Below are 20,782 nucleotides of genomic sequence, written 5' to 3'. Positions count from 1 at the left end.
AATCAGGAGAATAAAATGCAAGATTGGCTTAAACAGGTTGTGCTAACTGGAATTTTGGGCGGTGTAGGATCGCTGGGCGTTGCGCATGCCGATACCATCAAGATAGGACTGATTACCGCGTTAACCGGGCCGGGTTCATCAATTGGCATTCCTTATGAACAAGGCGCCAAAGCAGGACAGGCGATGGTTCCCGACGTTCAGGGCAATAAGCTGGAGTTGATTGTGCTGGACGATGCAACGGATCCGTCGAGCGCGGCCCGGAACGCCCGGAAACTGACGCAGGACAACAAGGTTGATATTCTGATCGGTTCGTCCAATGTACCGGCGACGCTCGCCGCTCTGCCTGTGGCGCGGGAGGCGGCGACAGCGCTGATCGGCATCAGTCCGGCCAGCACAACGGGAGAAAATGCAGCCTGGTATGTGACAACTGCTCAGTCCGCCAAGTTGATGATTAGTGCCGTAGTTGGGCAGATGAAGCGCGATGGCGTCAGAACGGTTGGATATATTGGATTTTCCGACGCCTGGGGCGATCTGGTGTACGACAATCTTGTCAAGGAAGCTGACAGTGCAGGCATCAAGGTTGTGAGCAATGAACGTTATGCACGATCTGATTCTTCGGTGAACGGACAGATTCTGAAGATTATCGCCAAGCGACCTGATGCCGTGATGACCGGCGGTGCGGGAACACCGGGTGCATTGCCATACCTGGCTCTGAGAGACAGGAATTTCAAGGGCAAACTGTATGGCGCACATTCATTGATCAACCCTGATTTCATTCGTGTTGCTGGTTCCTCTGCTGAAGGGCTGGTTGCACCGACCGGGCCGGTGATTGTGGCAGAACAGTTGCCGCCCGATCATCCCGTCAAGCAGATGTCTGGCAAGTTTCACGATATTTTCCAGAAAACCAATGGCAAGCCGTCGACCGATGCCTATTCTGCGTATGCCTTTGACGCGTGGCTGATTGCGGCCGAGGCAGCGAAAAAAGTCATCGCCGATGGCAAAGCCAAGCCAGGTACTCCGGCGTTTCGCGAAGCCCTGCGCGACGCCATCATGTCGGGCACGCAAGTGGCCGGCACGCACGGCGTCTATACGTTCAAACAGGGCGATTCGTTCGGTAGCGACGAACGTGGTCGTGTGCTGGTCCGTTTGGAAAAAGGCAAATGGAAATATATCCCCGAAAAATGATGGGGCGGACAACGAGGCCAAGCGCGTCGCACGATTAACCAGTAACGTCGGACGGGATACACAATGGATTGGGAAGTTGCTTATATGCTGACGGTAGACGGGTTGTCGAATGGCGCTGTCTATCTGCTGGCGGGTATCGGACTGGTAATGGTGTTTTCCGTTACCCGGGTCATTTTTGTGCCTTTTGGCGATGTGGCCGCATTCGCCGCGCTGAGCCTTGCCTCTTTGCAGGCCGGTGTCGTGCCCCCCACTATTGGTCTGGTGATTGTGCTGGCTGTCGTTGCGCTGGCCGTGGAAATGGTTAGTCTTGCCCGCACGCACGCGTGGCGTAACATTCCCCGGGCGATTGCCTGCTGGGGTGTGGCGCCGCTGGTGCCGTGTCTGCTCGCCTGGTCGATTGTCGGACGTACCGATTCGATGCTGATCCAGATAGCCGCCGCAGTACTTCTGGTGACGCCCATTATTCCGCTGATTGCGCGCATTGCATTGCAACCGATTGCCGATGCCTCATCCCTGATCCTGCTTATTGTCTCGCTGTCCATCCACTTTCTGTTTGTCGGCCTGGGGCTGCTTTTCTTTGGGCCCGAAGGCTTTCGTACCGAGTCATTCACAGACCTGGATATCGCTCTGTTCGGCAATTTTACGCTGAGCGGTCAGGTTGCGTTGACCATTGCCGTTGCCATAGTGTTGAGCATTATGTTCTATCTGTTCTTTGAATTTACTTTAACAGGCAAGGCGCTGCGTGCAACGTCGGTCAATCGGGTGGGCGCGCGCATTGTCGGCATCCGGCCGGTGAAGACGGCTACGCTGGTTTATCTTTTCGCGTCCATACTTGCCGGCATGATTGGTGTGCTTATTTCACCTGTCAACACCATCTATTACGATTCCGGTTTTATGCTGGGTCTTAAGGCATTTGTAGGCGCCATTATCGGCGGCATGGTGAGTTATCCGCTGACCATGGTTGGATCCCTTGCCGTAGGCATCGTAGAGAGTTTTTCTTCTTTCTGGAATGGAGCACTGAAAGAAGTCATTGTGTTCGGATTGCTGATTCCCGTATTGATGGTTCGTTCGGTGTTGACGGCACATGATGAAGATAGCAACGAGGAGATCGACGAATGAAAACGTCCCTGCGCAGTATCGTCGTATTTATGTTGGGAACGCTGTTCATTCTGGGATTGCCCTGGTTTCTGGGCAAGTTCGGCATTTCGCTGATGAACGATATCGGCATTGGCGCCCTGGTCGCTCTCGGCCTGGTTCTGCTGACAGGTGTAGGCGGAGCAACGTCTTTTGGACAGGCGGCTTTCGTGGGTGTTGCGGCCTATACCACCGCCTATCTGACCACTCACTATGGCCTGTCCGCGTGGACCGGCTTGCTCGCAGCAGTCTTGATTACAGCGTTGTGCGCGCTGGTCATTGGCTGCATCACACTGCGGTTGGGCGGTCATTTTTTGCCCCTGAGCACGATAGCCTGGGGACTGTCGATTTCACTGTTGTTCGGCAATATGGACATGCTTGGCCGCAATACCGGTATTACCAATATCCCACCGGTCTCGCTAGGCAACGTTGAGCTTCTCAATCCATTGCAGATGTATTACCTCATATGGCTGCTGGTGGGGCTTGCGCTGCTGTTTTCGTATTATTTGCTGCGATCCAGGGCGGGGCGGGTCATCCGCAGTTTACGCGGCGGTTCCGTCCTGCTGGCCAGTGTGGGCGAAGATGCGTTTGTGATTCGACTCAAATTATTTGTCACTGCTGCCGTATTTGCGGCACTGGCCGGATGGCTTTATGCGCATATGAACCGCTTTGTGAGCCCGTCTCCGTTCGATCTGCATGCCAGTATCAATTACCTGCTGATGGCCATTCTGGGAGGTGTCGGTTTTCTGTCGGGGGCGCTGGTGGGTGCCGCTGGCGTGCTGATCTCGAAAAATTACATCCAGGATATTCTTCCTCTGGTCTCTTCCAGGGGCGGTCAGCTTGAGGCGATTGTGTTCAGTGCGCTCTTTATCCTGCTTTTGCACTTTGCACGCGGAGGCATTATGTCGTTCGTCGCAAGGTACAAGAGCGTGGGGCAGAAAGTTGCGCAGGTCGATAAAAAACGCTATCAACCCTCAGGTGAAAAGCCTCTGACCGAAAGGGCTCCGATCGAGGCGGGGACACAAGTGCTGAGCGTGGATGGCGTTGTCCGCCGTTTCGGCGGGCTTGTTGCGGTAAATAACGTGAGCTTTACCGTATCGGCAGGTGAAATCGTGGGATTGATTGGTCCCAATGGAGCGGGTAAGTCCACCATGTTCAATCTTATTACAGGTGTGTTAGGGAAAACGGAAGGGCGAATACACTTTTTGGGCGAGGATGTAACGCATAAATCACAACGACAGATTGCGCGCCTTGGTGTCGCCAGGACTTTCCAGCATGTCAAACTGAGGCCAGGTATGAGCGTATTGGACAGTGTTGCGCTTGGCGCCAACATGAGAGGTTCGGCAGGGTTTCTGCGATCGGGTTTGGGTCTGAATCGCGCCGAGGAAAATCGCATTCTGGATCAAGCTTATAAACAGCTGGTCCGTATTGGTCTGGAAGGTCAGGAGTACACGCCGGCTGGTAAGCTGCCGCTCGGGCTACAAAGAATACTGGAAATTGCCCGAGCACTGGCATCTGATCCTGTATTGCTGATTTTGGACGAACCGGCGGCCGGTCTGCGAAAGCACGAAAAGGATGTGCTGGCCACCCTGTTGCGTCAGCTAAAGAAAGCAGGATTAACTATATTGATTGTTGAGCACGATATGGATTTCGTGATGAAACTGGTCGATCGCCTGGTTGTGATGAATTTCGGCGCCAAGCTGATAGAAGGGCTGCCACAGCAAGTGAGGGCCGATAGAAAAGTACAGGATGCCTATTTAGGGGGGGCGGCAAATGAATAGCATGCTGAATGTATCGGGATTGAGTGTTTCCTACGGACATGTGCAGGCAGTTAGAAATGTCTCGCTACAAGTGCCGGTTGGCAGCATCGTGTCTGTAATCGGGCCGAACGGCGCCGGCAAGACAACGCTGTTGTCGGCCCTGATGGGGCTACGCCCGTCGCAAGGCGCCGTGACCTATGAAGGTATTGATCTGCAACACATCGATGTGGAGAGCCGTGTTGAACAAGGCATTTGTCTGGTGCCGGAGCAGCGCGAACTGTTCGGGCAAATGAGTGTCTATGAGAATTTGTTGTTGGGCGCTTATGCGAAACGCGCTGATAAGACGGGGGTGCGCCTGCGTCTGGATAACGTCTACGCCCGTTTTCCACGACTGCATGAGAGAAAAAAACAAAAGGCATACACGCTTTCGGGTGGTGAGCGGCAAATGCTGGCCCTGGGCAGGGCCCTCATGTCTTCTCCCAAACTATTGATGTTGGACGAACCCAGCCTGGGTCTGGCGCCACTCATTGTTCAGGATATTTTGCGAATGGTCGCCAGGCTGCGTGATGATGGCGTGTCGGTGTTGCTTGTTGAACAGAATGCCCGCGCTGCACTGCAGATCTCGGACTTCGGCTATGTGTTGGAAACCGGCGAGATTGCACTGCAAGGTGCGGCTGCGCAACTGCTTGATGACCCCCGAGTCATTCAGCTTTACTTGGGTGGCGGGCAGCAGTAGCAGCCCAGCCAGGGCAATATCACGGAATGCTGACCTTGTTTTTTTGCAGGTCTTTCGCAATACGTTCATAAACAACGTAATCGTAGTTCATGCCGTTTTCTTCGGGTTGGGCATCGCGAGATGTTTCACGCCACAGTTTTTCATCCAGGTCGGGGAAAAAGGCATCGCCATCGACAAACTGATGAATTTCAGTTGCCATGACCTGCTGGGATTTTTCAATGGCCTGGGCGTAAATCTGTTCTCCACCGATAACGAACGCCGTATCACTTTGCTCGAACGCCAGGGAGATGGCGGTGTCCAGCGAATTGACCACATCGGCACCCTCGGCGCTCAAATCCTGCTGGCGGGTAATAACGATATTGCGCCTGCCCGGCAGGGGGCGCCCGATAGACTCCCAGGTCTTGCGACCCATGATGATGGGCTTGCCCATGGTGAGGGTTTTGAAGCGTTTCAGGTCGCCCGGCAGATGCCAGGGCAGGGTGTTGTTCACGCCGATGGCTCGGTTTTCGATGGCATAGGCAACAAGAATAATCAGTGAAGGCATGTCGGTTCCTGTTATATGGTGCGCAGGCGGGCAAGTGACGCAGGCTACGTCTGAGCTGGCAGGGTCAGACTGCTACCGGCGCCTTGATATGCGGATGAAACTGGTAATCGGCAATTTCGAAATCTTCATATTCATAGCCGAAAATGGAGTCGGGTTTGCGATGAATGATCAGCCGTGGAAAGGGGTATGGCGTACGTGATAATTGCAGTTGTGCCTGCTCGATATGATTGCTGTACAAATGGCAGTCGCCGCCGGTCCAGATGAAGTCGCCTGGCTCAAGATTGCATTGTTGTGCGACCATATGCGTAAGCAGCGCATAGCTGGCGATATTGAACGGCACGCCCAGGAAGATGTCGGCGCTGCGCTGGTACAGCTGGCAGGACAGTTTGCCATCGGCCACGTAGAACTGGAAGAACGCATGGCAAGGGGGCAGTTTCATTTGCCCGATGTCGGCCACGTTCCAGGCCGAGACGATCAGCCGGCGAGAATCCGGATTGGATTTGATTTGCTCAATGACCTGGCTGATCTGGTCGATGTGGCCGCCATCCGGCTTGGGCCAGGAGCGCCACTGCACACCGTAAACCGGCCCCAGGTTGCCCTGGGCATCGGCCCATTCATCCCAGATGGTGACGCCGCGTTCCTGCAGCCAGCGCACGTTCGAGTCTCCGCGCAAAAACCACAGCAGCTCAATGAAAATGCTTTTGGTGTGTAGCTTCTTGGTAGTGACCAGAGGAAAGCCCTCGGCCAGGTTAAAGCGCATCTGATGACCGAATACCGAGCGGGTGCCGGTTCCGGTGCGGTCTGTCTTGGCTACGCCATGCTCCATTACATGGCGCATGAATGCTTCATACTGCTGGTTCATCTTTATGCCTCGGCGATCACATAAGCGTGGGTAATGGTTGCTGACTTTTCCAGCATGGCAACGGCAGAACAGTACTTTTCGTGAGACAGGCTGACGGCCCGCTCCACCGCTTTTTCAGGCAGGTTCTTGCCGGTGACGGTGAAGACGAAATGGATTTTGGTAAAAATCTTGGGATCGGTCTCGGCACGCTCGCCCTGTACCGTTACCTGGCAGCGGGAAACCTGGTGCCGGCCGCGTTTAAGAATGAGCACGATGTCATAGGCTGAGCAGCCTCCGGCGCTCACCAGCATCATCTCCATGGGGCGGGGAGCCAGATTGTTGCCGCCGCCTTCAGGCGCGCCATCCATGGCAACGGTGTGTCCGCTGCCGGTTGTGGCAACGAACAGCATGCCTTCGGGGCCATTCCATTCGATATTGCATTCCATGATTGTTTCCTGCATTAAATCAAAATCAAATCATAACCCATTGCTACAATAGACGATCGGGCAGACTCCCGCGGGTTACCAAATCGACCGCCGGCGGCGCCTGCTCCGTTCTTTTCCTGTCCTTTCCAAAACAGGCTGACTTATGACCGAAAAAGCTATTGTTGTACGTGAATTTGATCGTCGTTATTCGCTTGCCGACCGGGTGCTGGCAGAAATCGGGACTGCGCTCGAAGTGCTCTCGGGCGCTTCGCGTGCTTCGCGCCCCAATCCTGCGGGCTCGCACATGGCAGCCAGCGCACCGGATCTGAGCCAGGCCGAAGCCAGGCATGCAGCCGGCCTGATGCGTGTCAATCATGTCGGAGAAGTATGCGCCCAGGCCTTGTACCGCGGGCAGGCGCTTATGTGCAAGGAAACGTCGGTGCGCAAGGTGTTCGAGACGGCTGCGCAGGAAGAGGTGGATCATCTTTCCTGGTGCCGCGATCGTATTCGTGAACTCAACAGCCATACCAGCCTGCTCAATCCCCTATGGTATGCGGGCTCTTTCGGGCTGGGGGTGCTGGCCAGTGCCGCCGGTCGCGAACGTAACCTGGGTTTCATGGCCGAGACGGAGCGCCAGGTGGAAGCGCATCTGGAGCGTCACCTGAGCGATCTGCCCGCGCAGGACAGCCGCTCGCGGGCCATTGTCCAGCAGATGAAGGAAGATGAGGTCCATCATCGTGAAACTGCGCAACAGCACGGCGGCACGCCATTGCCGTTACCGGTGCGTGGCATCATGACCGCCATGTCCAAAGTCATGACAACGCTGGCATATCGCGTCTGAAGCTCGCGTCTGAGATTCCTGCGCCCCAGCCTTGCCTCTCGCAGTGCAACGCAGGCAGGATGATCCTGCCGGGGCTTGCGAGACGCTTCGCGCAGGACCCCTGATCGCCCTTGATGCCGGCGCCATATCTGTCCGGCAGGGTGGTGGCGACCTTGGGATGTCCTCCCTGTTTACGCTGATTTATGGTCGAATGTTGTGAAAACACCACGACATGCCTGCCTGCTTTGTTTTTTTTCACCTGCCAGGGCGTAAAATATCCAGACATACCCGCACACCAGCGTAATTACCTATGGACATGTGTGTGGGCTGTGTCGGTTTTGAAACAGATTGAAGTAAATTGGGAGCGAATTCAAACGCTTGACTGATAATTTTCTTGCATCGCACAAAAAAAAGCAGTACTATCTGTTTAACGGATGACGAAATGGTTTTTCGGAAATTCGCAGTAAGCAGTGACAGCAGTTCTGCAGTTCGCCACATTCAAGAATAAGCGTTGGCGCCACAGTAACAGCTAGCATTGCCCGCAATAAGAAAAGGTTGTTTGCTTCTTAATTGCCTGCTGCTTGAGTTTCTCGCCTATTTGTCTTGCCAAGGTTGTCTCCTCCACCCTCCTCCTTTGGTGGATTTAGCCCAAGATCGCAAGGTCTTGGGCTTTTTTTTGTCCGCGAGTCCTGTATTTGGACGGCAAAGCGCAGGATATTGGCTAAGCCAAGGCCGACCGGTGCGCCCCGGGCAGGGTGGGCGCTGGGCCAGAGCAAGATAAGGGTCTGGTCAGGACTGGGCGCTAGGTCAAAGCGCGGTCAGGCAGGAGGGGCGCAAGCGGCGGACCAGGGTCGTCGTTTGAGCCAAAGCCCGTGGCTGTTGATCTCGGATGTGGTTCTTTCCTGGATCCATAAGGTTGCCCATTCATTTTGGGATTGGCCCGGGTCGATAAGCCTGACCAGCGATTTGTTCGGTCGATTCGCGCTGTCGACCTGCCCATTGACATCGATCCTGGCCTTGATCTTGCGCGTGACCTTACACTTGAAGCGCCAGCCCTCAAGTGAGCTAAATTTGTCATAATGTGACGGACGGCATTTTTAATGCAGATTAATTATTAAAATTGCCGAATATGAAATGTTATGCCGTTTGTTTCAAACCGGATAGCGCCCGGTCGCTCCGAGTTACTATTGTCGCTTGTTAAGTATTTGCATTCTGGATCGACTTTGACATTTCCCTGGCAATATCTCTATATCAGCGTTGTCGCCTTTATGGTCGGCGGGCTTATTGTTTTTTCCGAAAGATGGCATGGCCGCTACACCGGCGACTATGATCTGAACAAACCGCAAGCATCCCACAAAAAATCCACGCCTCGTATTGGCGGGCTGGCGGTGTTTGCCGGTACCCTGGCCGGGCTGCTGGTGCTGGGCCGGCCCGACAACATGACGCTCAACTGGCTATGGCCCGCTTTATTTGTGGCTTCGATGCCGGTATTTGTGGCCGGCCTTCTCGAAGACATTACCAAGGACATTGGCGCGGGCAAGCGCCTGCTGGCCGCGTTCCTGTCTGCCGCTATTGCCTGGTGGTTTTTTGGCGGAGTCAGCCGCGTCAGCATTGACGCTTTCAATTACATTCTGGGCTTCTGGCCGGTTTCGCTGATCTTTACTGTGGTTGCCGTAGGCGGATGTACCCACGCGCTCAATATTGTGGATGGCATGAATGGCCTGGCCGGCATGGTGGCCATGCTGATGGCGACCTCAATTGCCTTGGTGGCGTACCAGGTGGATGACCTGGCCATTTTTGCCATTGCCCTCGCCATGGCTTCGTCCATCATCGGCTTTTTCGTCTGGAATTTTCCTTACGGACGGGTGTTCCTGGGTGACGGTGGCGCCTACTTTATCGGCTTCATGCTTGCCGAACTGGCGGTGTTGCTGGTGGTGCGCAACCCTTCGGTCTCGCCCTTCTATGCGCTGGCCGTGCTGTTTTATCCCGTATTCGAAACGCTTTTTTCAATCTGGCGCCGCCGCTTCAAGCGTGGCGTGCCGGTAGACCAGCCCGATGCGCTGCATCTGCACCAGCTTATTTTTCGCCGCCTGGTTCGTGTCACGTTCAATCGCAGGGGGCAGGGCATGGTGCCGGTCATGTGCAACGCCCTGACATCTCCATACTTGTGGGTACTGACGCTGATCGGGCTGATTCCGGCAACCTATTACTGGGACAATCCGATCGCATTGTGTATCAGTATGCTGGTATTTGCATCTGTGTATATCTGGCTCTATTCACGCCTGGTGGCATGGCGCTGCCCGCGCTGGCTGCTGCTGCCGTCGGTGTCGCGCCGTCGCTGACCGCATCCGGCAGTTTGCTTTGTTTCATTCCGGTAATACATGCGTGTCGCATCTTCGTCCGTGCTTATCCGGAACTTGTTAAAATTGACGCTTGAAATACGTTCCATCACATCTATTTGAATAGCCTTCTGGAGAACTACGTGCAACTTGGCGATATAAAATTAGCAATTGTCGGACTTGGATATGTCGGGCTGCCTCTGGCGGTGGAATTCGGCAAAAAGCGCAGTGTGCTTGGTTTTGATATCAATCAGAAGCGTATCAAAGACTTGCAGGGCGGTGTGGACCACACGCTGGAAGTATCTTCCGAGGAGCTGGCCGAGGCTGCCAAGCTGAGCTATAGTGCTGATCCGGCAGAGCTTGCCAAATGTAATGTGTTTGTCGTGACAGTGCCAACGCCGATTGACGACTACAAGCAGCCGGATCTGACCCCACTTATCAAGGCGTCCGAAACCATTGGCCAGGTCTTGAAAAAAGGCGATATCGTCATTTATGAATCTACGGTATACCCTGGGGCAACCGAAGAAGATTGCGTGCCCGTTCTGGAGAAATGCTCCGGCCTGAAGTTCAACGAAGACTTCTTTGCTGGCTATAGCCCCGAGCGCATCAACCCGGGCGACAAAAATCATCGCGTTTCAACGATCAAGAAAGTTACGTCGGGTTCTACGCCGGAAATTGCCGACCTGGTCAATGATCTGTACAGCGAGATCATTACTGCCGGTACCCATAAGGCATCCAGTATTCGCGTGGCCGAGGCCGCCAAGGTCATTGAAAACACCCAGCGCGACGTGAACATCGCCCTGATCAATGAGCTGGCCCTTATTTTCAATAAAATGGGCATTGATACCGAAGCCGTGCTGGAAGCGGCCGGCACCAAATGGAATTTCCTGCCGTTTCGTCCGGGTCTGGTCGGCGGTCACTGCATTGGCGTGGACCCCTATTATCTGACGCACAAGGCGCAGGCCATTGGTTATCATCCGGAAATCATCCTGGCCGGCCGTCGCCTGAACGACTCCATGGGCTCGTATGTGGTATCGCAGCTGGTCAAAGCCATGACCAAGCGCCAGATCCAGGTGCAGGGCGCCAAGGTGCTGGTCATGGGCCTGACGTTCAAGGAAAACTGCCCCGATCTGCGCAATACGCGTATCGTGGATATCTTGAAGGAGCTGGGCGAGTACAGTATGGATGTAGACGTCTATGATCCGTGGGTTGATCCGGCAGAAGCCGATCACGAATATGGTATTACACCTGTGGAAACGCCGGAAAAGGGCGCCTACGATGCCATTATCCTGGCCGTATCGCATCATCAGTTTGTGAGCATGGGTGCCGAAGGCATCCGGGCGCTGGGCAAGGCCCAGCATGTACTTTATGACCTTAAATACGTACTGAAGGCCGATCAGGCCGATATTCGACTGTAATCAGAAAGGCAGGTAAGTACGAACAGGCGCTGTCGATGTGCATTCGATGGCGGCTGTGTTTTGGCAGCTTCAACCAATAGCAGGTGAATTATTATGACTCAGGCATTCGACAATCTCAAAAACGCCATTCAGGCCGAACCACGCACCTGGCTGGTTACCGGTTGCGCCGGCTTTATCGGTTCCAATCTGCTGGAGACCTTGCTTTTGCTGGATCAGAAAGTAGTGGGCCTGGATAATTTTTCCACGGGTTTTCAGCACAATCTTGACGAAGTGCAAAAAGCAGTCAGCACGCAGCAGTGGACCAACTTCAATTTCATCGAAGGCGATATTCGCGACCTGGATGCCTGCAAAAAAGCCGTTGCCGGCGTAGACTATGTGCTGCATCAGGCGGCGCTCGGTTCCGTGCCACGCAGCCTTGATGACCCCATTACAACGAACGCAGTCAATATTAGCGGCTTTCTGAATATGCTGGTTGCCGCCCGCGAGGCCGGTATCAAGTCGTTTGTTTATGCGGCCTCAAGTTCAACTTACGGCGACCATCCGGATCTGCCGAAAGTGGAAGACAAGATCGGCAATCCCTTATCTCCGTACGCTGTCACCAAATATGTGAACGAACTGTATGCCAACGTGTTTGCCCGTGCCTACGATTTCAGCTCCGTGGGCCTGCGTTATTTCAATGTGTTCGGTAAACGCCAGAATCCCGATGGCGCCTATGCGGCCGTGATCCCCAAATGGACCGCTTCCATGATCAAGGGCGAAGAGGTGTTCATCAATGGCGATGGCGAAACCAGCCGCGATTTCTGCTTTGTGGAAAACGCCGTGCAGGCCAACCTGCTGGCAGCTGCCAATATGCCAGAAGAGGGCAGCCAGGTGTTCAACGTGGCGGTCAACGCCCGCACCAGCCTGAATGAGCTGTTCGCCCATCTGGCCAGCACGCTGGACAAAAACGGTGTGAAGTACGATAAAAAGCCGGTATACCGCGATTTTCGTAGCGGCGACGTTCGTCATTCGCAGGCAGATATTACCAAGGCGCATGACCAATTGGGGTACAAGCCCACGCACGATATCCTGGAAGGGATCGAAGTGGCGATGCCGTGGTATACCCAGTTCCTGCGTTGATCCTTGAAGCGGGCAATCGGGCGGTTTAAAGGGCTGCATCCTGACCATATGCGTATCGCGCGCGGCGCGATGCGCGTGGCGTTTTTCCTGCTGATCGGCAAGATGGCCGGTGCGCTCAAGGAAATGGCGGTGGCGCATCGCTATGGTGTGAGCGAGGTGGTTGACGCCTATCAGTTCACCATGACTATGGCGAACTGGCTGCCCATTACCATTGTCGGGGCGTTTTCCATTGTCCTGATTCCGGTGCTGGTCAAGACGCGCTACGCGCCTGGCAGCGAGCGGGTGCAATTTCTCCGGGAACTGCAGGGTTGGGTGCTGGCGATTGGTGTTTTGACTGCTGTACTGACCTGGCTGCTGTGGCCCTATATTCTTGACTATACTGCTGGCAACCTGAGCCAGACCACCAGGCAGCATAGTACCGAGCTGATCTGGGCCTTTGCGCCAGCGGCCTTGCTGACGCTGCTGATCGGCGTGGGAACATCGCGCCTGCGTGCGCACGAGCGGCATGTCAATACCTTGCTGGAAAGCATCCCGGCGCTCATGATATTGATATGGATTCTGGTCACGCCGGGCGATGTCAGCGTCATGCCACTACTCTTGGGGACGCTGGTTGGCTACGTCATACAGGCGGTCTGGCTGACAGTGCTGGCGCGCAAGGCTGACAACGGTATTTGGGGTGTGCCCAGTTTTACGTTCAAGTCGCATCAGTGGCCGTTGTTGCTGAACGCGGCCGGCGTGATGCTGATCGGGCAGATCGCCATGAGCTTTGTGGGTCCGCTGGATCAGATTGCCGCGGCCAGCCTTGGAGACAATGCCAACGCGACGCTGGGTTATGCCACGCGTTTGCTATCATTGATTATCGGTCTTGGCGCCGCATCGGTGGGACGCGCTGCATTGCCGGTGCTGGCCGATGTGCAAAGCCAGGGCGATGCGCTGCGCGCCCGCAATATGGCGCTCAAATGGTCGGTGCTGATGCTGGCAGGCGGGATTGTTGCCGTGGCTGCCTGCTGGGTGCTGGCGCCCTGGATTGTGAAAATTCTGTTCGAAAACGGCGCCTTTACGGCCAATGACACGATTGCCGTGGCCAGCGTGCTGCGCTGGGGAATATTGCAGTTGCCATTCTATTTCGGCGTGCTGATTCTGGTGCAGCTGATGGCCAGCCAGAACCGCTACAAGCTGATGGCCGCCATTGCGGTGGCCAACTTTGCGCTCAAGGCGGTACTCAACCAGATTCTGGCACCCTTGATGGGCGCCGAAGGTATTATGCTGGCAACCAGTTGCATGTACCTGCTGTCTTATATTTGCTATGTCTTTGTGACGCTGACACATGATGTGTCCAAACAATCTACTTCTGAAAAAACAACCGATTGATATGTCTTTGAATTCGACGACCGCAGCGCCAGCCCCTCTGCGAATCATGATCTTCATCCACTCGTTGCATGCCGGCGGGGCGGAGCGGGTAGCGGTCGACCTGGCCAACCAGTGGCATATTCACGGGCATGACGTGATGGTGGTGACCCAGACCGATGCCCGTGGCGACGTCTATGAACTGAACCAGCATGTGGAGCGGGTAGCGCTCAATACGGCGGGTTTGCGCGGCGTGGTGGCCAATCTGCGACGCCTGTACGCCTTGCGAAAAACCATGCAGCGCTACAGACCCGATATCGTGCTGGGCATGATGACGACCGCGTCGATCCTGTCGATAGTGGCATCCACCGGCTTGCGGTGCCGGGTCATTGCCACCGAGCATACCCATCCGCCATCGCAGAATCTGTCGCCGTTCTGGCTCAAGCTGCGCCGTCGCACGTATCCGCATGCAGCCCGGGTGGTGGCGCTGACCCGCGATACAGCCAGCTGGGTCGTCAACCACGTGCCCGGATCGAATATGGCAGTGATACCGAATGCCGTTCACTGGCCGCTGACCAATAGCGAGCCGCAGGTGACGCCACCACTGCGCAACGGACGCTGCCGCCTGCTGGCTGTGGGGCGCCTGCACACCGACAAGGGTTTCGATATACTGATCGATTCATTCAGGGATCTGGCTGCCGTATTTCCCGACTGGGATCTGGTCATCCTGGGCGAAGGCCCCGAGCGCGATCGCCTGCAGGGACAGATTGATGTGGCCGGGCTGGCCGGGCGTATCAGTATGCCGGGCAGGGTAGGCAATATGCAGCAGTGGTATCAGGCCTGCGATATCTATGTCCTGAGCTCGCGGGTAGAAGGCCTGTCCAACAGCCTGCTTGAGGCGATGGCCTGTGGCATGCCCAGCGTGGCATTCGATTGTGAAACCGGCCCGCGCGAGATTATCCGGCCCGATATCGACGGGTTGCTGGTCACACCGGTAGAAGATCCGCAGGCATTGGCTGCCGCGCTGTCGGCGCTGATGCAGGACAAGCAGGCTCGCAAAACGCTGGCCAGTCGTGCCGTGGATGTGCGTGACCGTTTTTCGATGCGACGCGTGCTGTCTTTGTGGTATGAGGTATTCAACGACATACAGCATCAGGATAAAAAGGGATAGGCAACGCTTATGTGCGGGATTGTCGGGCTTGTAGGCCGGTTCGAACACAAGGAAACATTGCTTGCGCAAAGCTGTGGCCGTATTGCCCACCGTGGGCCGGATAGCCATGGTTTCTGGGAAGATACAGATAATGGCGTGGCCTTTGGCCACGTTCGGCTGGCCATCCAGGACCTGTCCGAGCAGGGGCACCAACCCATGCCCAGTGCCGATCAGCGCTTCATGCTAGTGTTCAACGGCGAAATCTATAACCATCCGCAATTGCGCCAGGCGTTGGAGCAGGACGGTTATACCCATGCCTGGCGCGGACACGCCGATACGGAAACCATTCTGGCCGGACTGATGATCTGGGGCGTGCAGGAAACCTTGAAGCGGATGGTCGGCATGTTCGCCATCGCCGTATGGGACCGGCAGACGCGCAATCTGGTGCTGGCCCGTGACCGCTTCGGGGAAAAGCCGCTGTATTACGGTTATGCGCCAGATGGCCTGATGTTTGCCTCCGAGCTCAAGGCGCTGATGCCTTTGCCGGGTTTTGATGCGCATTTGAATCGTGATGCGATTGCGCTGTTTCTGCGGCATAACTACATTCCTGCGCCCCATAGCGTGTTCACACAAGTGCGCAAGCTGTTGCCAGGGACCTGGGTCAGTTTGTCGCCGGATCAGATAGACGCAGGCAACTGGCCCGAACCGCAGCCCTACTGGTCTGCGCTGGAGGTAGCCCGTTCGCAGCCGCGTGCGCAATTTGCGCGGGATGATGATGCGGTCGATGGCCTGGATCGCGTGTTGCGCCAGGCGATCCGCGGACAGTTGCTCTCGGACGTGCCGTTGGGCGCGTTTTTATCCGGCGGCATTGATTCTTCCCTGATTGCCAGTTTGACCCGGGAGGAAGCGGCCGGTACGCTCAAGACATTTTCCATTGGCTTTACCGAACCGGAATATAACGAAGCCGAATACGCGGCCGAGGTGGCGCGCCATCTGGGCACAGACCATACCGAGCTTTATGTCAGTGGCCAGGACAGCCTGGATCTGATTCCCGCGCTGCCGCAGATGTATGACGAACCGTTTGCCGACTCCTCGCAGATTCCGACCGCGCTGGTAATGCGCATGGCGCGGCAGCAGGTGACGGTGGCGCTCTCGGGCGATGCTGGTGACGAGCTCTTTGGCGGCTATTCCCGTTATAAACGGGTGCAGCAATGGTGGGCCAAGCGCGAGCGTGTGCCGGCAGGCCTGCAGGCACCCCTGCGTGCGGGTGCACGGGTTGCCGCCAGTCTGCTGTCGGGGCCGCGTGCAGAAAAATTCGGCAAGCTCGAACAGGTGCTGGGGGCGAACAATATGGTCGCGTTCTACCGGCAGTTTGTTTCGTACTGGCAGGACCCGGCCAGCCTGGTCAAGGGCGCAACCGAACCGGCCAGCGCCTTTTCACAGGCCCCTTTGGACAGCCTGCTGGACACGATGATGGCTATCGATACGGTGTCGTATCTGCCCGATGATATTCTGGTCAAGGTGGACCGGGCGGCAATGGCCGTTTCCCTTGAAACCCGTGTGCCGCTGCTGGATCACCGGGTATATGAGTTTGCCTGGAGCCTGGACGAAAAATACAAGCTGCGCGGCAACGACAGCAAGTGGATTCTCAAGCAACTGCTCTACCGTCACGTGCCGCCGCAGATGCTCGATCGCCCCAAGAAAGGGTTTTCCGTGCCCATGGGGCAGTGGCTCAGGGGGCCGTTGCGCCAATGGGGCGAGCAGTTGCTGGCATTGCCGCGCCTTGAGGCACAGAACCTGCTGGATGCGCAACGTGTGCGCGAGGTCTGGATGCAGCATCAAAGCGGGCAGGTGGACAACAGTGCGCGCTTGTGGGGTATCCTGATGCTGCAGGCCTGGCTGGACGAATACGGAATAAAACCATGAAGATCATTAACTGCAGCGGTAAGGAATAGTACATGCGGATCCTGTTACTTGTCAGTTCCATGAATGCCGGTGGCGCCGAGCGCGTGGCCGCATCGCTGGTCAATGCCTGGGTGGGCGAAGGCCATGATGTGTGCTTGATGCCCACTTTTTCCCGGGGTACGGGCCAATCGTTCTATCCGCTGGATCCCGGCGTGCGCCAGGTCTGGGTAGCCCGGCATCTGAGCGGCCCGGGCATGTTCCGTACGCTGGCCAAGCCGCTGATCCTGCGGCGCCTGATTCAGGATGAAGCGCCCGATGTGATCGTATCGTTTTTAACGAATGTGAATGTCATGGTGCTGGCGGCCACCAAGGGCCTGGGCATTCCGGTCATTGTGTGCGAAAGAACCAATCCGGCCGCCAGCAAGAATATCAGCAATGTCCTGTCGCACGCGCGTCGCCTGCTGTATCCGCAGGCCGATGCCGTTATGCTGCAGACGCAACAGGCCGCCGAGGTCTTTGCCCGTGTTGTGCCCGGCTTGCAGCATGTGGCGGTTATTCCCAATCCGTTGCCGCCGGCACTGGAGTCGGCCGCCCGGGCGGTGGACGATACCGGCAGGGTCTCGTATGTGTCCGATTCCGCCGGCACGGCACCCGATGCGGAAACCGCCGGCGCAGCAACGCCGTCTGATCGGCAAGCACAAGCGGGTGCGCGCAAGCAATTGTGCGCCATGGGCCGGTTTGTTGCCACCAAGCGCTTTGAAATGTTGATTGATGTCTTTGCCCGGCTGGCGCCGCAGGTGCCCGACTGGGATCTGACGATCTGGGGTGAAGGACCGCTTCTGAGCTTGCTGCAGGAAAAAGTGCGCAAACTGAATTTGCAGGACCGCATCCATCTGCCGGGTAATACCGACCAGCCCTGGGAGGCGATCAGCCGCGCCGATGCGTTTGTGATGACTTCTGAAGTGGAAGGGTTTCCCAATGTATTGCTCGAATCCATGGCGCTGGGCCTGCCTTGCGTGACCATGGATTGCCCCAGCGGGCCTGCTGAACTGTCCAGAGACGGGCGTGATGCCATTCTGGTCGGGCTCTCCGATGTGGATGCCCTGCAGGAAGCGCTGCATCAGGTTATGACAGATGAAATACTGCGGCGCGAGCTTGGCCATCGTGCCACGATCTCGGTACGTGACCGCTACAGCCTGGCCGCGGTACTGGAGCAATGGCAGTTCCTGTTTGATGCGGTGCTGGGCAAGTCGCGGGTAAAACCGGCAACGCCGACGGAGTCGCAATAATGCCGGCATTGTCGCAGCCCGCTGGCGCGGCTGGCGCCATGAGCCAATCTGCAGGATCGGATTCATCCGTATCGGCGCCGGTCGCCGCAGCGCCGATAGATGGCGCTAACGCAACTGCAGAAATAACAACAGCGCCTGCGCGCGAACTGCATGTGGTGCATGTGATCAGCGGCCTGGGCCAGGGCGGCGCCGAAGCGGTGCTCAACCGCTTGTTGATGGCGCCTTCAAGCACGGTTCGGCATACCCTGGTTTGCTTTACCGATGACGGGCTGTACGGCGCAGGTCTGCGCGATGCGGGCATCAACGTTATTACACTTGGCATGAAATCCGGCAAGATCACGCCGGGCGACTTTCTGGCGCTGCGCCGCGAACTGATCAGGCTTGGGCCTGACGTGGTGCAGACCTGGATGTATCACGCCGATGCGATTGCCGGACTGGCAGCACGAACCGCCGGGATCCGGCATATTGCCTGGGGCATACGCAATTCGGGCGAAAACCTCAAGAGCAGCAGCAAGTCTGCCTGGCTGCTGGCGCGCGCTTGCGGGCTGGTGTCCGGCTGGCTGCCGCAAACCATTGTTTGCTGCGCACAAGGCGCCCGAGCGCGCCATGAGCAATGGGGTTACGATGCAGACAAAATGGTGGTGATACAGAACGGCTATGACCTGACGCGCTGGCAACCGGATGCGCAGGCCCGCGAGCGCCTGCGGCAGCAGTGGCAACTGGCGCCCGATGCGCGGGTGATCGGTTTTGTGGCGCGTTTCAATCCGCTCAAGGACCATCGCAGCCTGATCGCCGCGCTGGCGCAGTGCAAACAAAACGGGCTGACCCTGCATTGTGTGCTGGTCGGCAAAGGGCTGGACACAGACAATGCGCAATTGATGCAGTTGCTGCGCGAGGCCGATGTAACCGATCAAGTACTCCTGCTGGGCATGCGCGATGATGTGCCTGCCGTCATGAACGCACTTGATATACACGTGCTCTCGAGCCTGGCAGAGGGCTTTCCGAATGTGGTGGCCGAGGCGATGGCTTGCGGCGTACCCGGCGTGGTGACCGATGTTGGCGATGCCGCCGTGATCGTGGGCGATACCGGCTGGGTTGTGCCGCCGCAGAACCCGGTAGCGCTGGCCGACGCGATCGGCCAGGCGTTTGCCGCCATCGATGCGCAGGGCCGTGACGTGATCGCCGCCAGGGTACGCGCCCGGGTGCTGCAGGAGTTCAGCCTGCCCAAGATGATTGAACGATATGAACAGACCTGGCGGGCGATGGTTGGCGATGCGCGCTGATTCGACGAATAGGGACCCCGTACTATGACACAGCAAAACTTGCCTCGCTCCCTGATGTTTGTGGTGAATAATCCTGCATTTTTTCTGTCGCATCGTTTGCCCATCGCATTGGCGGCAAAGGAACAGGGCTATGAGGTTAGCGTGGCAACCATGGACGGCGCTGCCGTGCAGGCTATCAAATCACATGGGTTGACGCACCATGTGTTGCCGATGTCGCGCAGCGGCATGAACCCGCTGGCCGAACTCAAAACGCTTTACGCCATCTATCAGTTGTTGCGGCGGGTGCGGCCCGATATCGTGCATTTGGTCACAATCAAACCCGTGCTGTATGGCGGCATTGCTGCAAGGCTTGCGGGAGTAAAGGGCGTGGTCTCTGCGATCTCGGGCCTGGGCTTTATTTTTACCCGCGAACACAAGGGCATTGACTGGGTCCGATTACTGACCCAGCAGCTCTATCGCTTTGCGCTGGGACACTCCAACAGCCGTGTCATTTTCCAGAACAACAACGATCGCGATATCCTGAGCGGCATTGGCGCGGTGCGCGGCGATCAGGTAGTGATGATCCGCGGTTCAGGTGTGGATCTTGAGCAATATGCAGCGGTGCCGGAGCCGCCGCTGCCGGTTAGGATCATTTTTGTGGCACGACTGTTGCGCGATAAGGGCGTGCTGGAATATGTGGAAGCGGCCGACATGTCGCGGCGCGACGGCAAACCCTATCGCTGGCTGGTGGTGGGCAATCCCGATCCGGGCAATCCGGCATCGGTAACGCAGGAAGAGGCCACGGCCTGGGGCGACCGCGTGCAATGGCTGGGCGAGCGCAGCGATATTGCTGCGCTGTACGCAGATTCACATATTGTGGTGCTGCCGTCGTACCGGGAAGGGTTGCCCAAGTCGCTGGTTGAAGCCGCCGCCTGCGGACGTGCTGTGATTACGACCGACGTACCAGGATGCCGGGATGCGATTGAAGCCGATCAGACAGGCGTGCTGGTGCCGGTCCGGGATGCGTGCGCAATTTATGAGGCGGTCTGTGATTTGGCAGAGAATACGCAAAAGCGACAGGCCATGGGCCAGGCAGGACGGGCGCTGGCGCAGGAGGCCTTCGACATTCGCAAGGTGGTGCAGGCGCATCTGGATATTTACCAGGCGCTAAGCCGCTAGGGTACTCAGACCGCCAAAGGGCCCGGGACTGCCGGCGCCCGCTTTTGCCAAAGCCTGATTGCCGCGCTGGCCCAGGCCCGGTATCATCGAAACCCGTTATCCCCGAAGCCCACTATTTCTGTTGCATCTGAGCCCTTACAAAACACGGTTTATCTCGGTTTCAGGCAAAAGGCATTGTGAAAATGCATCATGCAAAGGCAGGGCGGGGCAAGGATCCTTGCCCGACGGCTTACCGTCGTCATAAAACAATCAGAACGGCAACACCGCGCCAGGCGCAAACTGGGCGAACACTGCCTTGAACTCTGCGCGGATGCGATCAATCGCCTGCT

At 56.8% G+C, this 20,782-nt stretch carries 17 protein-coding genes; 14 read left to right on the top strand and 3 right to left on the bottom strand.

Annotated elements, in window-relative coordinates; all coding sequences use genetic code 11:
- Positions 1-15 precede the first annotated feature (15 nt).
- The 4 genes from ACTIKR_RS01935 (at position 16) to ACTIKR_RS01920 (ending at position 4,815) form a co-directional block, all read left to right on the top strand.
- Positions 16-1,185, top strand: a complete 1,170-nt coding sequence (locus tag ACTIKR_RS01935; RefSeq protein ID WP_193089236.1) for an ABC transporter substrate-binding protein — start codon at positions 16-18, stop codon at positions 1,183-1,185.
- A gap of 63 nt (positions 1,186-1,248) precedes the next feature.
- Positions 1,249-2,304: a branched-chain amino acid ABC transporter permease gene (locus ACTIKR_RS01930; RefSeq protein ID WP_193089237.1), complete on the top strand. Its 1,056-nt coding sequence runs from the start codon at positions 1,249-1,251 to the stop codon at positions 2,302-2,304.
- Positions 2,301-4,100: a branched-chain amino acid ABC transporter ATP-binding protein/permease gene (locus ACTIKR_RS01925; protein WP_193089238.1), complete on the top strand. Its 1,800-nt coding sequence runs from the start codon at positions 2,301-2,303 to the stop codon at positions 4,098-4,100. The genes ACTIKR_RS01930 and ACTIKR_RS01925 overlap by 4 nt, the downstream gene beginning before the upstream one ends.
- Positions 4,093-4,815: an ABC transporter ATP-binding protein gene (locus ACTIKR_RS01920; RefSeq protein ID WP_193089239.1), complete on the top strand. Its 723-nt coding sequence runs from the start codon at positions 4,093-4,095 to the stop codon at positions 4,813-4,815. Before ACTIKR_RS01925 ends, ACTIKR_RS01920 begins: the two co-directional genes overlap by 8 nt.
- 19 nt (positions 4,816-4,834) lie before the next feature.
- On the opposite strand, the gene ACTIKR_RS01915 is transcribed toward ACTIKR_RS01920, so the two are convergent.
- The 3 genes from ACTIKR_RS01915 to ACTIKR_RS01905 form a co-directional block, all read right to left on the bottom strand.
- Complete coding sequence (locus ACTIKR_RS01915) at positions 4,835-5,359, bottom strand: dihydrofolate reductase (RefSeq protein WP_193089240.1); 525 nt, start codon at positions 5,357-5,359, stop codon at positions 4,835-4,837.
- Between the two features lie 64 nt (positions 5,360-5,423).
- Complete coding sequence (locus ACTIKR_RS01910) at positions 5,424-6,221, bottom strand: thymidylate synthase (RefSeq protein ID WP_193089241.1); 798 nt, start codon at positions 6,219-6,221, stop codon at positions 5,424-5,426.
- A gap of 2 nt (positions 6,222-6,223) precedes the next feature.
- Positions 6,224-6,646 (bottom strand): OsmC family protein, encoded by a 423-nt coding sequence (locus ACTIKR_RS01905; protein ID WP_193089242.1) that lies wholly within the window; start codon positions 6,644-6,646, stop codon positions 6,224-6,226.
- Positions 6,647-6,788: 142 nt separating this feature from the next.
- Between ACTIKR_RS01905 and coq7 the strand changes: the two genes are divergently transcribed.
- The 10 genes from coq7 (at position 6,789) to ACTIKR_RS01855 (ending at position 20,453) form a co-directional block, all read left to right on the top strand.
- Positions 6,789-7,466, top strand: a complete 678-nt coding sequence (gene coq7, locus ACTIKR_RS01900) for a 2-polyprenyl-3-methyl-6-methoxy-1,4-benzoquinone monooxygenase (RefSeq protein WP_193089243.1) — start codon at positions 6,789-6,791, stop codon at positions 7,464-7,466.
- A gap of 1,247 nt (positions 7,467-8,713) precedes the next feature.
- Positions 8,714-9,787, top strand: a complete 1,074-nt coding sequence (locus tag ACTIKR_RS01895) for an MraY family glycosyltransferase (RefSeq protein ID WP_193089271.1) — start codon at positions 8,714-8,716, stop codon at positions 9,785-9,787.
- Between the two features lie 140 nt (positions 9,788-9,927).
- Positions 9,928-11,202: a Vi polysaccharide biosynthesis UDP-N-acetylglucosamine C-6 dehydrogenase TviB gene (tviB, locus tag ACTIKR_RS01890; RefSeq protein WP_193089244.1), complete on the top strand. Its 1,275-nt coding sequence runs from the start codon at positions 9,928-9,930 to the stop codon at positions 11,200-11,202.
- A gap of 93 nt (positions 11,203-11,295) precedes the next feature.
- The gene (locus tag ACTIKR_RS01885; protein WP_442327013.1) at positions 11,296-12,321 is read left to right on the top strand and encodes an SDR family oxidoreductase; all 1,026 of its coding nucleotides are present in this window, start codon (positions 11,296-11,298) and stop codon (positions 12,319-12,321) included.
- 3 nt (positions 12,322-12,324) lie between these two features.
- The gene (murJ, locus tag ACTIKR_RS01880; RefSeq protein WP_370540231.1) at positions 12,325-13,692 is read left to right on the top strand and encodes a murein biosynthesis integral membrane protein MurJ; all 1,368 of its coding nucleotides are present in this window, start codon (positions 12,325-12,327) and stop codon (positions 13,690-13,692) included.
- Positions 13,693-13,738: 46 nt separating this feature from the next.
- Positions 13,739-14,839: a glycosyltransferase family 4 protein gene (locus ACTIKR_RS01875; RefSeq protein WP_193089247.1), complete on the top strand. Its 1,101-nt coding sequence runs from the start codon at positions 13,739-13,741 to the stop codon at positions 14,837-14,839.
- A gap of 9 nt (positions 14,840-14,848) precedes the next feature.
- The gene (gene asnB / locus ACTIKR_RS01870; RefSeq protein ID WP_193089248.1) at positions 14,849-16,744 is read left to right on the top strand and encodes an asparagine synthase (glutamine-hydrolyzing); all 1,896 of its coding nucleotides are present in this window, start codon (positions 14,849-14,851) and stop codon (positions 16,742-16,744) included.
- Between the two features lie 32 nt (positions 16,745-16,776).
- Entirely contained in the window at positions 16,777-18,012 is a 1,236-nt protein-coding gene (locus ACTIKR_RS01865; RefSeq protein ID WP_193089249.1) for a glycosyltransferase family 4 protein, read from the top strand.
- A complete protein-coding gene (locus tag ACTIKR_RS01860; protein ID WP_370540232.1) occupies positions 18,012-19,295 on the top strand; it encodes a glycosyltransferase family 4 protein in 1,284 nt (427 codons plus the stop codon). Before ACTIKR_RS01865 ends, ACTIKR_RS01860 begins: the two co-directional genes overlap by 1 nt.
- A gap of 24 nt (positions 19,296-19,319) precedes the next feature.
- Positions 19,320-20,453 (top strand): glycosyltransferase family 4 protein, encoded by a 1,134-nt coding sequence (locus ACTIKR_RS01855; protein WP_193089250.1) that lies wholly within the window; start codon positions 19,320-19,322, stop codon positions 20,451-20,453.
- The last annotated feature ends 329 nt before the right edge of the window (positions 20,454-20,782 follow it).

Origin of the sequence: Advenella sp. (genome assembly GCF_052108595.1) — a bacterium.
GTDB lineage: Bacteria > Pseudomonadota > Gammaproteobacteria > Burkholderiales > Burkholderiaceae_B > Advenella.
The sequence above is the reverse complement of the archived record's forward strand: the minus strand, read 5'-3'. Positions and strand labels throughout refer to the sequence as shown.